Source organism: Cupriavidus sp. DB3 (genome assembly GCF_020418465.1).
Classification (GTDB): domain Bacteria; phylum Pseudomonadota; class Gammaproteobacteria; order Burkholderiales; family Burkholderiaceae; genus Cupriavidus; species Cupriavidus cauae.
On sequence record NZ_JAIZPL010000008.1, the window covers coordinates 214,924 to 227,319 of the forward strand.

At 67.5% G+C, this 12,396-nt stretch carries 14 protein-coding genes; 1 reads left to right on the forward strand and 13 read right to left on the reverse strand.

Annotation, left to right across the window (positions count from 1 at the left end; all coding sequences use genetic code 11):
* The first annotated feature begins 111 nt into the window (after window positions 1-111).
* Window positions 112-825 (forward strand): F-box protein, encoded by a 714-nt coding sequence (locus K7G19_RS23295; protein WP_149319451.1) that lies wholly within the window; start codon window positions 112-114, stop codon window positions 823-825.
* Window positions 826-841: 16 nt separating this feature from the next.
* Here the strand turns inward: K7G19_RS23295 and cheZ are convergent, their stop codons facing one another.
* The 13 genes from cheZ to K7G19_RS23360 form a co-directional block, all read right to left on the reverse strand.
* Complete coding sequence (gene cheZ / locus K7G19_RS23300; RefSeq protein WP_149319450.1) at window positions 842-1,480, reverse strand: protein phosphatase CheZ; 639 nt, start codon at window positions 1,478-1,480, stop codon at window positions 842-844.
* A gap of 10 nt (window positions 1,481-1,490) precedes the next feature.
* Window positions 1,491-1,886 (reverse strand): chemotaxis response regulator CheY, encoded by a 396-nt coding sequence (gene cheY / locus K7G19_RS23305; protein WP_006577576.1) that lies wholly within the window; start codon window positions 1,884-1,886, stop codon window positions 1,491-1,493.
* A gap of 82 nt (window positions 1,887-1,968) precedes the next feature.
* Window positions 1,969-3,045 (reverse strand): chemotaxis response regulator protein-glutamate methylesterase, encoded by a 1,077-nt coding sequence (locus K7G19_RS23310; protein WP_226109396.1) that lies wholly within the window; start codon window positions 3,043-3,045, stop codon window positions 1,969-1,971.
* 22 nt (window positions 3,046-3,067) lie between these two features.
* Window positions 3,068-3,715 (reverse strand): chemoreceptor glutamine deamidase CheD, encoded by a 648-nt coding sequence (cheD, locus tag K7G19_RS23315; protein WP_226109398.1) that lies wholly within the window; start codon window positions 3,713-3,715, stop codon window positions 3,068-3,070.
* Window positions 3,715-4,614 (reverse strand): CheR family methyltransferase, encoded by a 900-nt coding sequence (locus K7G19_RS23320; protein ID WP_150084769.1) that lies wholly within the window; start codon window positions 4,612-4,614, stop codon window positions 3,715-3,717. The genes cheD and K7G19_RS23320 overlap by 1 nt, the downstream gene beginning before the upstream one ends.
* A 115-nt stretch (window positions 4,615-4,729) precedes the next feature.
* Window positions 4,730-5,224: a chemotaxis protein CheW gene (locus tag K7G19_RS23325; protein WP_149319447.1), complete on the reverse strand. Its 495-nt coding sequence runs from the start codon at window positions 5,222-5,224 to the stop codon at window positions 4,730-4,732.
* Between the two features lie 34 nt (window positions 5,225-5,258).
* Window positions 5,259-7,295, reverse strand: coding sequence for a chemotaxis protein CheA (cheA, locus tag K7G19_RS23330; protein WP_226109400.1), 2,037 nt, complete (start codon window positions 7,293-7,295; stop codon window positions 5,259-5,261).
* A gap of 101 nt (window positions 7,296-7,396) precedes the next feature.
* Window positions 7,397-8,350, reverse strand: coding sequence for a flagellar motor protein MotB (gene motB, locus K7G19_RS23335; protein ID WP_149319445.1), 954 nt, complete (start codon window positions 8,348-8,350; stop codon window positions 7,397-7,399).
* Between the two features lie 58 nt (window positions 8,351-8,408).
* Window positions 8,409-9,272, reverse strand: a complete 864-nt coding sequence (gene motA / locus K7G19_RS23340) for a flagellar motor stator protein MotA (protein WP_006579238.1) — start codon at window positions 9,270-9,272, stop codon at window positions 8,409-8,411.
* 118 nt (window positions 9,273-9,390) lie between these two features.
* Window positions 9,391-9,993 carry a flagellar transcriptional regulator FlhC gene (gene flhC, locus K7G19_RS23345; RefSeq protein WP_006579237.1) on the reverse strand — a complete coding sequence of 201 codons (603 nt, stop codon included), beginning with the start codon at window positions 9,991-9,993 and terminating at the stop codon, window positions 9,391-9,393.
* A complete protein-coding gene (gene flhD, locus K7G19_RS23350; RefSeq protein ID WP_149319444.1) occupies window positions 9,990-10,307 on the reverse strand; it encodes a flagellar transcriptional regulator FlhD in 318 nt (105 codons plus the stop codon). The genes flhC and flhD overlap by 4 nt, the downstream gene beginning before the upstream one ends.
* Window positions 10,308-10,710: 403 nt before the next feature.
* On the reverse strand, window positions 10,711-11,490 hold the full coding sequence (locus K7G19_RS23355; protein ID WP_149319443.1) for a DUF4088 family protein: 780 nt from the start codon (window positions 11,488-11,490) through the stop codon (window positions 10,711-10,713).
* 60 nt (window positions 11,491-11,550) lie between these two features.
* A partial coding sequence (locus tag K7G19_RS23360; RefSeq protein ID WP_226109402.1) for a methyl-accepting chemotaxis protein occupies window positions 11,551-12,396 on the reverse strand: 846 nt, incomplete at its 5' end.

Here is a 12,396-nt window from a genome sequence, read left to right on the forward strand (position 1 = left end):
CTCACCTGCCGCTCACCTGCCGCTCCCATGCCGGAGGCCACGGGCACGCGTCGACGTCCGCGCACGGTAGCAACCCACCCCATCGTCCTCCTCATTTCTTCGAGCTTCCCGATGCCTTTCGGTACCTTGTTCCCCTTGCCCGCGCCGCGTTCCACGCCCGACATTCCGGCTCCCCTCCCGTCCGACGCCACTGTCCAGCCGGAAGGCGAAGCCGGCCGGCGGCGGCTGGACGCGATGCCCGTGGAGATCCTGGTCCATGTGGCCCGCTACCTGCGCCGGACCGACGCCTTTGCGCTGAGCCAGAGCTGCCGCGGCATGAACGCTGCGCTGCACCGCGACATCCTCGAACCCCTGCGCCTGGCCGAACGGATTCGCTGGATTTGCGGCGTATCGGCCTTCGAAGCGGCCATCCGGGGCGTGCTGGCCGCGCCCGCCGGCCTGCGGGACGCGCTGTTCCGCAGGCTGGAGCAGCGGGTGCAGCACCTCTATCCCGGGCTGGACAAGCGCGCGCGCACATTGTTGCAGCCGCACCTGACACCGCCGTCGACAATGCCGTTCGACGCCGTGGCGGCGGCACTGGATCGCGCTCGCACGGCCCAGGCCCAGCAACAGAAGACCCCGGTACCGACCCTCGATGCCTGGCCGCGCCTCATCGAGACATGCCCATCGCAGGATCAGGCCAGTCTGCTGGCGACACTGGCCGACAATATTCCCGGCGATGCCCCGCGCTGGCACCGCTTCATCGATCATGTCGGCGCGCATTTTGCCCCGGACCGGCCCGACGGCACAGCGGTCTCCGGCAAGCGAAAGGACCTGCCGGAATAGCCCAGCGACAGGCCGCTCAGAACCCCAGGCTTGCCAGCAGATCGTCGACCTGCGACTGGTCCGATACCACGTCGTGCTTGCCTTCCGGATTGACCTGCGGTCCGTTCATCAGCGTGGCCGGGCCGGCCTCGACGCGGCGCTCGGCCGGGACATTGTCGATCAGCATCTGCAGCAGTTCCTGCTCCAGCGTCTGGATCATGTCCATCATCTTCTTGATGACCTGGCCGGTCAGATCCTGGAAGTCCTGCGCCATCATGATGTCGAGCAGATGGCTGCCGGTGGCGCGGGCCTGCGTCGGCACCTCGGTCAGGAAGGCGCGCGTGTCGAGCACCAGCTCGCGCGCGTCGGCCAGTTCGACCGGCCGTGCAAACCAGTCCTCCCAACGCTTGTCGAGCGCCTCGGCGTGCTTCTCCAGGTCGGCCTGGATCGGCTGCGCCAGCTCGACGGCGTTCAGCGTGCGCTCGGCCGCCTTCTCGGTCATGTTGGCGATGTAGCTCAGGCGATCGCGCGCGTCGGGGATAGCCTGCGCCGCGCGCTCGATCTCCTTGTCCAGGCCCAGTTCGCGCATGCTGTCGCGCAGCATGCGCGTCAGGCTGCCGATGCGCTGGATGATCTGCTCGGCGGACTCGATATTGATATTCGACGTGGTGGACATAGCGGCTGCCTCAGGCCCCTTCCTTGGCGATCTTCTCGAAGATCTTGGTGATCTTCTCGTCCAGCGTCGCCGCGGTGAACGGCTTGACCACATAGCCATTGGCGCCGGCCTGCGCCGCCGCGATGATGTTTTCCTTCTTGGCCTCGGCCGTCACCATCAGCACCGGCGTCTTCGCAATGGCCGGATCGGCGCGAATGCCCTGCAGCATGGTCAGGCCATCCATGTTGGGCATGTTCCAGTCCGAGACCACGAACTGGAAGCTGCCGTCCTTGACCTTCTCCAGGCCGGCGGCGCCGTCTTCGGCTTCCTCGACGTTGGCGAAACCCAGCTCCTTGAGCAGGTTGCGGATGATGCGGCGCATGGTCGGGAAGTCGTCGACCACCAGGATCTTCATGTTCTTGTCCACTCTACGGCTCCATTACGGTTGTGGATGATTGCGTCTATCCGGACGCGCCGCGCAGGCCAGCCGCGCCGCGTCCGCGTGGTTGTCAAACGCGCTGCGCGCGTGTGCCGAAGGTCGCCAGCCGTGCCATCACGCGCTGGCTCATCGCGGACAGCGGCACCACCTCGTGCGCGCCGCCGGCGGCGATCGCCTCCTTCGGCATGCCGAACACGATGCAGCTCTGCTCGTCCTGCGCCAGGTTGTAGGCGCCGGCCTCGCGCATCCGCAGCATGCCGCGCGCGCCGTCGCGGCCCATGCCGGTCAGGATCACGCCGATGGCGTTCTTGCCCGCATGCACGGCGGCCGAATCGAACAGCACGTCGACCGACGGCCGATGCCGGTTGACCGGCGGGTCCTGCGACAGGTGCGCAACATAGTTGGCGCCGCTGCGCGCCAGCAGCAGATGCTGGTCGCCCGGCGCGATATAGGCGTAGCCCGGCAGCACGCGTTCGCCATGCTCGGCCTCCTTGACCTTGATGCGGCACAGGCCGTCGAGCCGCTGCGCGAACGAGCGCGTGAAGCCGGCCGGCATATGCTGGACGATCAGCACCGCCGGCGCATCGGGCGGCAGCGGCATCAGGAATTCCTTGATGGCCTCGGTGCCGCCGGTGGACGCGCCGACGATGATCAGCTTCTCGGTCGACAGCAGCGGCGTGCGCAGCATCGGCGCGGGCTCGGCGGGCTGGGCGCCGGGCGCCGCCGCCGGCCGCGGGCGCGCGCGCGAGGCGGCGCGCAGCTTGTCGGCGATGGTGTCGGTGTATTCGAGCAGGCCGTCGCGGATGCCGAGCTTGGGCTTGGTGATGAAGTCCACCGCGCCCAGTTCCAGCGCGCGCATCGTGATCTCGGACCCGCGCTCGGTCAGCGAGGACACCATCAGCACCGGCATCGGCCGCAGCCGCATCAGCCGCTCGAGGAAATCGAGGCCGTCCATGCGCGGCATTTCGACGTCCAGCGTCAGCACATCGGGGTTCAGGCGCTTGATCATCTCGCGCGCGACCAGCGGGTCCGGCGCGGTGCCGACCACCTCCATGTCGGGCTGGCTGTTGATGATCTCCGTCATCAGGCTGCGGATCAGCGCGGAGTCGTCCACGCAGAGCACCTTGATCTTGGCGGCGGCGGTCATGTCGAAAACGGGTCCTTCGAATTCAGGAAACGGTGGAAGCGGTGCCGCGCCGCCCGAACAGCTCGACGCCGCCGCGTACCGGCGTCGCGGAAATGGCGCGCGCCAGCGCGCGCTCGCTGCGTTCGACGACCGCCTGGTCGTCCTGGCGCGTCAGCCGGCGCACCAGCGCCAGGCCCGTCTGCGGGAAATAGCTGACCCGGCGCGCGTGCGGTCCGCGCAGGTCCTGCGCCGCGACCCGGATCTCCTCGGTCTTCAGATAGCGCAGCACGAACTCGGCGTTGCGGTCGCCGATGTTCAGCGTGGTCATGTTGGCCAGCACCGCGCCGCCGCCGAACACCTTGGCCTCGAGCCGCTCGCGGCGCGCGCCCATCTTCAGCAGCTCGTTGATCAGCACCTCGAGCGCATAGCAGCCGTAGCGCATGGACGCCGACAGCACGCGGTCGGGCCCGGCGTTCTCGTCGTCCGGCAGCATGAAGTGGTTCATGCCGCCGACGCCGGCCTTCTCGTCGCGGATGCAGGCGGCCACGCAGGAGCCGAGCACCGTGGTCAGCACCACGTCCTCGCGCGTGACGTAGTACTCGTTGGGCAGCAGCTTGATGGCTTGCTTGCCGAACTCGCGGTCGAAGTAGGTGCGGGTGGCGATCGCCTCCGGCAGGTGCGGCGTCTGCATCAGGCGGCTCCGGCCCTGGCCGCGCCCGGCGCCAGTTCGTAGACGGTCTGCCCGCGCAGCTGGAAGGCGCGCGTCACGTAGGAGAAGTTCTCCGAATGGCCGGCGAACAGCAGGCCATGCGGCTTGAGCAGCGGGACGAAGCGCTCCAGGATGCGGCCCTGGGTCGGCTTGTCGAAATAGATCATCACGTTGCGGCAGAAGATCGCATCGAAGCGCTCGCGGATGCCCCAGTCTGGCGCGAGCAGGTTCAGCGGTTCGAAGGCGATCGTCGAAGCCAGCTCGGGCTTGACCTTGACCTGGCCGGCACGCTGCCCGGTGCCTTTCAGGAAGAAGCGCTTGAGCCGTTCTTGCGACAGCCGCGCGACCTGCTCGGCCGAATAGACGCCGGTACGCGCCTTGGCCAGCACCTGGGTGTCGATGTCGGTGGCCAGCACCGTCGCGGCGCGCTCGCCGAGCGCCTCGGCCAGCGTGATCGCGATCGAATACGGTTCCTCGCCGGTCGATGCCGCCGCGCACCAGACCGAGTACGGCCGGCCGATCCGCTTGGCATGCTCGGCCAGCAGCGGGAAATGGTGCGCCTCGCGGAAGAACGAGGTCAGGTTGGTGGTCAGCGCGTTGGTGAAGAATTCCCACTCGCCGGAATACTCGTCGCCTTCCAGCAGCGCCAGGTAGCTGGCGAAGTCGTTCAGATGCAGCGCGCGCAGGCGGCGTGCCAGCCGGCTGTAGACCATCTCGCGCTTCTGCGCGCCCAGCGAAATGCCGGCGCGGCGGTGGATCAGCGCCCGCACCTTGTCAAAGTCGCGGTCGGTCAGCAGGAAGTCGCGCGCGTCGTCCCGCAGCGTGGCGAGCGGCATGGCGGGGGCCGCGGCGCGGGGAGCGGGGGTTCGATGCGGCGTCATGTCTGCGGTGGATCGACGAGGGTGGGACGTAGTTGGCTGCGGTACGGCGGCGGGATCGTGATGTAGCGAAGGGCTGGCGAACCCGAGCGGCGGGCCAGCTGGGGCCCAGGCCCGCTCAGGCGACCTCGCCCTCGATCAGCGCCATCTCGGGGCTGGTCATCATCCGTTCGATGTCGAGCAGGATCAGCATGCGGCCTTCGACGGTCGCCAGGCCGGTCAGGTGCTCGGTCGACACCGACACGCCGAACTCCGGCGCGGGCTTGATCGCCTCGCCGGTCAGCGTCAGCACGTCCGACACGCCATCGACCACGATGCCGACCACGCGGCCGGCGATGTTCAGGATGATGACGACGGTCTGGTGGTCGTACTTGACGTTGCCCAGGCGGAACTTCATGCGCAGGTCGACGATCGGCACGATCACGCCGCGCAGGTTGGTCACGCCCTTGATGAAGTCCGGCGCATTGGCGATCCGCGTCACGCCGTCGTAGCTGCGGATCTCCTGCACCTTCAGGATGTCGATGCCGTATTCCTCGGAGCCCAGCGTGAACACCAGGAACTCCTGGCCCGCCGCCTCGCTTCCGGGGGTGTCGCTATGTCCGATGCCGGCCATGATGTGTTGCTCCTTGTTGATTCTTGCCTTCGCCTCAAGCCAGCGCCGGCTCCTGGCGCCGCACGCCGGTGCGCTGCAGCGCGGCGACGTCGACGATCAGCGCCACGCTGCCGTCGCCCAGGATGGTCGCGGCCGAGATGCCCGGCACCTTGCGGTAGTTGGTCTCCAGGTTCTTCAGCACGACCTGGTGCTGGCCGATCAGCTGGTCGACCAGCAGCGCGAAACGCTTGCCTTCGGCCTGCAGGATGATGGCGATGCCCTGGGTCGGCTCCTGTACGGCGTTCTCGACGTTGAAGACGCGGTGCAGCTCCAGCAGCGGCAGGTATTCGCCGCGCACGTGCATCACCCGCTCGGTATTGGCGGCGGTGCGCACGTCGTCGGCCTTCGGCTGCAGCGACTCCATCACGCAGTTCAGCGGCAGGATGAAGGTCTCCTCGCCGACCTTGACCGACATGCCGTCGAGGATCGCCAGCGTCAGCGGCAGCACGATGCGGGTGGTGGTGCCGTTGCCCGGGCGCGAGCTGATCTCGACATGGCCGCCCATCTCCTGGATGTTGCGCTTGACCACGTCCATGCCGACGCCGCGGCCGGACAGGTCGGTGACGGCCTCGGCGGTCGAGAAGCCCGGCGCGAAGATCAGCTGCCACACTTCCTCGTCGCTCATGCTCTCCGACACCGGCAGGCCGTTCTGCATCGCCTTGGCCAGGATCTTGTCGCGGCGCAGGCCGCCGCCGTCGTCGCTGACCTCGATCACGATGTTGCCGCCGTGGTGCTGCGCCGACAGGATCAGCTGGCCGGTCGGGTCCTTGCCCGCGGCGACGCGCTTGTCGGGCGTCTCGATGCCGTGGTCCAGGCTGTTGCGCACCAGGTGGGTCAGCGGGTCGATGATCCGCTCGATCAGGCTCTTGTCCAGTTCGGTGGCCTTGCCGAAGGTCACCAGGTCGATCTGCTTGCCGAGCTTGGCGGCCAGGTCGCGCACCAGGCGCGGGAAGCGCGAGAACACATAGTCCATCGGCATCATGCGGATCGACATCACCGCTTCCTGCAGATCGCGCGCATTGCGCTCGAGCTGGCCCATGCCGGAGAACAGGCGGTCGAACAGCACCGGGTCGAGCGACGACGCGGTCTGCGCCAGCATCGACTGCGTGATCACCAGTTCGCCGACCAGGTTGATGATCTGGTCGACCTTCTCGGTCGGCACGCGGATCGAGCCGGATTCCTGATGGGCGGCCGCGGCGCCGGCCTTGGCGCGCTCCTTGTCCTTGGCGGCGGGGGCGGCGGCCGGTGCGGGCACGGAGGGGGCCGGCGCCGGAGCAGCCGCCGCCTCGGCCACGGCCGCGGGCGCCGGGCCAGGCGCAGCCGCGGCTGCACCGGTCGAGGGCTCGATCACGATCTGCTCGCCGTCGATCACGAAGCAGCAGACCGCGACGATGTCATCCGGGCTGCATTGCGTCGCCAGCTCGATCGCCAGTTCGCTGTCGCCCTGGGTCTCGCCGAGGATCTCGCCGAGGTTGCCGAGTTCTTCGCGCAGCAGCGCCTGGTCGTCCTTCGACACGTTGAGCAGACGCACCTTCAGCGCGCCGCCGGCCGGGGCAGCTGCCGCGGCGGGGGAAGCGGAAGCAGGGGCCGGGGCGGGCGCGGCCGCTACCGGTGCGGGGGCCGGGGCCTCGCCGCCGGTCTCGTAGGCCAGCTGCTGCAGCACCGCACAGATGCGCGCAAGGGTCTGCGGATCGGGTTCGGTACCGTTGCGGTAGGCGTTGAGCTGGTCTTGCAACACGTCCTTGGTTTCCAGAAAGGTATCGATGATGGCCCTGGACAACGCCAGTTCCCGCCGGCGCGTGCGGTCCAGCAGGTTCTCGAGCAGGTGGGTGGTTTCGGTCAGCGCGCTGAAGCCGAAGGTCGCCGCGCCGCCCTTGATCGAATGCGCCGCGCGGAAGATCGCATTGAGGTCTTCCGCGTCGGGCGCCTCGATGTCGAGGCCGAGCAGCAACTGCTCCATTTCAACGAGCAGCTCTTCCGCTTCCTCGAAGAAGGTCTGGTAGAACTGCGTGATATCGATATCGACAGACATGACCGTCCTGAATCACTGATTGCTAAGCATTGAGCCGTTACCAGCTGGTTATCGACCTCGCCGACGGTCTTATTAAATTTTGTTACTGATTTAAGTGCCGGCTACTGCCGCGCCTGGGGCGCCGCTGCGCCCGTCGCCTCTTCCATGCCCTGCTGCAGCGCCTGCGCCGACTCGCCGGCCTTGGCGCGCACCGCGACGTCGGCCGCGCTGGCGTTCTCCGCCTCGAAGCGGGCCTGCGCGCGCTGGTTCAGCACCACGATGCTGATGCGGCGGTTGACCGGGGCCAGCGAGTCGTTCTTGTCCAGCGGCATGGTGGCGGCCAGGCCCAGCACGCGCAGCACCTTGCCTTCCTGCATGCCGCCGGCGATCAGCTCCTGGCGCGAGGCGTTGGCGCGATCGGCCGACAGCTCCCAGTTCGAGTAGGTCCGCTCGCCGTTCATGTAGTTGGACGAATCGGTATGGCCCGACAGGCTGACCTTGTTCGGCATCTCGTTGAGCACCGGGCCGATCTCGCGCAGGATGTCGCGCATGTAGGGCTCGACCACGGCCTTGCCGGTGCGGAACATCGGCCGGTTCTGCGTATCGAGGATCTGGATGCGCAGCCCTTCGCTGGTGATGTCCAGCAGCAGCTGCGGACGGAACTGGCGCAGCACCGGGTTGTTCTCGATCAGCTGCTCGAGCCGCTGCTTGAGTGCGCGCAGGCGCTCGGTCTCGAGCTGGTCGCGGCGCTTCTGCAGCGACTGCGGATCGTCCTCGCGCATGCGGCGCGTTTCGCCGTCCTTGCTGGCCGGATCGATGCCGCCGCCGGGAATCACGCTTGGCGACTCGCTGACCTTCTGCCCACCGGCAATCGCCACCTTCAGCGGCGTGCGGAAGTACTCGGCCACCTGCACCAGGTCCTTCGGCGTCGAGGTGCTCAGCAGCCACAGCACCAGGAAGAAGGCCATCATCGCCGTCATGAAGTCGGCGTAGGCGATCTTCCAGCTGTGGTTGCCGTGCGGCTTGCCGTGGGCGGCAGCGCGGCGGACGACGATGGGGCGCGCGTGATCGGTCATGCTTGGCCTGCGTTGGACGGACGAATGGACTGGCTCGGGGACTGGCTGGCCGGCGCGCTTACGTCAGGCTCTTGACTTCGCGCACGTGGTCGTCCAGTTCCAGGAACGACGGACGCTCGCTCGAGTACAGCACCTTGCGGCCGAACTCGACCGCGACCAGCGGCGCATAGCCGTTGAGCGAAGCCAGCAGCGTGACCTTGATGCACTGGTACATCTTGACCGTCTCGGCAACCTGGTGCTCGACCCGCGAGGCCAGCGGCGAGACGAAGCCGTAAGCCAGCAGGATGCCCAGGAAGGTGCCGACCATCGCATGGGCGATCAGCGCGCCCAGCACGGACGGGGGCAGGTCGGCCGAGGCCAGCGCATGCACCACGCCCATCACCGCGGCGACGATGCCGAAGGCCGGCAGCGCATCGCCGACCCGCGCCAGCGCGTGGGCGGGCACTTCGGCCTCGTGCTTGAAGGTCTCGATCTCGTGGTCCATCAGGGCCTCGATCTCGAAGGCATTCATGTTGCCGTTGACCATCATGCGCAGATAGTCGGTCAGGAATTCCATCATCGCCGGGTCGGCGAGGATGCGCGGATACTGGCTGAAGACGCTGCTGGCGGCCGGATCGGCGATTTCCTTCTCGAGGAACAGGATGCCCTCGCGGCGCGCCTTGGACAGCAGCACGTACAGCAGCGCCATCACCTCCATGTACAGCGCCTTGTTGTATTTGCTGCTGCGCAGCAGCTGCGGCAGCGCGCGCAAGGTCGCCTTGATGGCCTTGCCGCTGTTGGCGCTGATGAAGGCGCCGACCGCGGCGCCGCCAATGATCACCAGTTCTGCCGGTTGATATAGCGCGCCCATGTGGCCGCCAGTCATGGCGTAACCACCAAGCACCGCCGCCACTACGACGACATAGCCAAGAACAACTAGCACGATCGATTCCCCGTCAGAAAAACACGCGTCGGACACGCGCGAGTCGGACCTCGGAAGGACACGGCAAGCTGCGCGCCGTGCCGCCTCGGTCTGGCTCGCCGCGCAAGCCCGGCGTGAATCAGGCGGGTTGCGCTGGCGTGGCGTCCTTCGAGGGCTTCTTTGCCTTGCCCGCGCGCGATGGCGGCCGGCACAGGCTGCAGACGAAGTTCGCGTTCGGCTCGTAGGCGTGAGTGACGAACTGTCCTCCGCAGCATGTGCAACTGGAAAGCTGCAGCATATTGCTCTCGAAGAACCGTACTAACGTCCAGGCACGCGTAAAACTTAAGACAATTTCGCCGCCGAGCAGGGACACATGCTCGAGGTAGAGACGGTATGCGGCGACCACGGCACGAATGCCGCTCGCCTCGCCCTGCTCGACCATGAACTGGTAGGCCGAGAAGAACAGCGACGAGTGGATGTTCGGCAGCCAGGTCGTGAACCAGTCCGTCGAGAACGGCAGCATGCCCTTGGGCGGGGACACGCCGCGCAGTTCCTTGTACAGACGGATCAGCCGGTCGCGCGAGAGCGTGGTCTCGGCTTCGAGCACCTGCAGGCGCGCGCCCAGGCCGATCAGCTCGATGGCGAGCTGGGTCTGGTTGGCATCCTGGAGTACGCTCTTGCGCGGGGCAGCCGGAGCGGCCGTGTAGCTCCGGGCCGGTTGGGCCTGCAGCAGCGCGCTCAATTGAGCGACTCCACCGGCTGGCGCGCGAGCAGGATCGCAGCGTGGATCTGCTGCATATCGTGGCTCTTGGCGGTATGCGTCAGCGTGGAGAGCAACGCATGGTCGTCGAACCGGAAGCGGCACAGGACCATGTTGGAGGCCGCCAGCTTGACCAGCTGAGCAGGCGTCAGCTTGACCAGGATGTCAGCGATTTCCTTGCTGACGCCCAGGCGGAACATGGCTTCGAGTTGGTTTTCGCGCACCAGGCGTTGCGCGAGCAGCAGATAGGCGAGGTTGACCTCCCTGATCTCCTGCAGAAGTTCACTGCTTTCCAATTTATCCCCGCTACCAAGGAACCCTCGCCCGCTTGTCCAGCGCTTACCGGTGGCAGACCTCCGGCGTCCAGATCGTTTCAGTGCGTGTGCGACGGGTACTACATCTGATCGGAACTACTCCGGTCCAGTTACAAAACTCACATCTGGTAACAAATGTTACGGAATGTAAATGGACTGTCCGCTTTATATCGGCAATCGCATGCCGCTGCCAATCCCTACTTACGTTGGGGATGCGCATTGTCGTACGGATGATACATGGCCGAAACGACACGGGAAGATGTAACAACCTTGTAACGTGATCTGGATCAAATCTGTAACAGCAGACATGCTGCGCGAATCACTTCCACAGCAATTCCGCGCAGTTTTCGAGGGCGATTTCCCCGTGACTGAAAACGCTTCGCGTTCAGGGCGAGCGCCTGTCGCTTTCCACCATTGACGGCGCGGCCGGCATCGGCTTGAAAACGCGGCGCAGCCACGCCGCGAGCCGCGCGAAGACATCGTCCGGCTCGTCGCGGAACAGGTGCGGGCGGGCATGCTCGATCTGCTCCATCACACGGCCCGCTTCCTGCGCGTCGATCGCGCCGTAGTCGAGCGCGAGGCCCACCATCGCGCGCAGTTCGCCCAGCCGCGTCAGCGCGGCGCCGGTGCCGCGTTCGGTCTGCACCAGGTACAGCAGGTCGTAGACGCGCCGGCGCAGGCTGTCCGCCAGGCGCCATGCGGGCGTCTGCATCTGTTCCTCGATCGTGCGCACGTCGACCGCGGCGTTGGCGATGTGTTCGGCCAGCGTATCGGCCAGCGCCGGATCGGCGCCGGCGTGGTCGAGAATCTCGACCGCCCACTTGCGCGCCTGCGCCAGCCGCTCGGACTGCGACCATTCCGAACGCACCGCGAGCCCGAAGCCGAAGCGTTCGGCGTCGCGCATCAGATTGGCCAGCGCGTGCGGCAGCTGCTTGTCGAACACACGCTTGGCCCACGCGTACTCGCCGCCGCTCAGCAGCCGCGTGACCGCGCGCTCGGTCAGCGGCCCGTCCTGGTGCATCACGCGCGCACGCAGGAAGTCCTCGAACGAGGGCGGCACGAACTGCCGGTCCAGCCCCGTGGAGAGCCGGACGAAATGGTCAAACTCGCCGCGCAGCTTGTCCGCGGCCTCACGCGGCAGGGACAGGGTGATTTCGCTGTTCATCGTCTGTCATGGTCGGGGGCGCGCCATGCCGGCCGCGCCCGCCCCGCCGCGGCGGGGTGTTCAGAAGGCGCTCCAGTCGCTGTCGGCACCGGCGGTGGCGGCAGCGGCTGTCGCGGCGCGCGGCGCCGGACGGCCCGGCAGGCGCGGGGCGGACTTGGCCGAGGCCGGTTCCGTGCGTTCGGTACGCTCTGCGCGGTCGGCGCGATCGGCCCCAGCGGGCTCGTCGTGGCGGCTGGCTGCCGCTGCGGCCGATGCCGGTGCGGCAGGTGCGGCGATCGGCCTGGCAACCGACGGGGCCTGCAGCGACGGGGCGAACAGCTCGTCGGCGGCCAGGCGGAAGCGGGCCAGCGACGCCTGCAGGCGGGCGGCCTGGTCTTCGAGCGAACCGGCCGCGGCGGCGGCCTGCTCGACCAGCGCCGCGTTCTGCTGCGTGACCTCGTCCATCTGCGCCACCGCCTGGTTCACCTGCTCGATGCCCGAGCTCTGCTCGGCCGACGCCGCGCTGATCTCGCCCATGATGTCCGTCACGCGCTTGACCGCCTGCACGATCTCGCCCATCGTCTGCCCGGCCTGGCCCACCAGCGCCGAGCCGTTGTCCACCCGCGCCACCGTATCGCCGATCAGGCCCTTGATCTCCTTGGCCGCGTTGGCACTGCGCTGCGCCAGGCTGCGCACCTCGCCGGCCACCACCGCGAAGCCGCGGCCCTGCTCGCCGGCTCGCGCCGCTTCCACCGCCGCGTTCAGCGCCAGGATGTTGGTCTGGAACGCGATGCCCTCGATCACGCCGATGATGTCGACGATCTTCTTCGAGGCCCCGTTGATCTCGTCCATGGTCTGCACCACGCGGCCCACCACCTCGCCGCCCTTGACCGCGGTCTCGGAGGCATTGGCCGCCAGCCCGCTGGC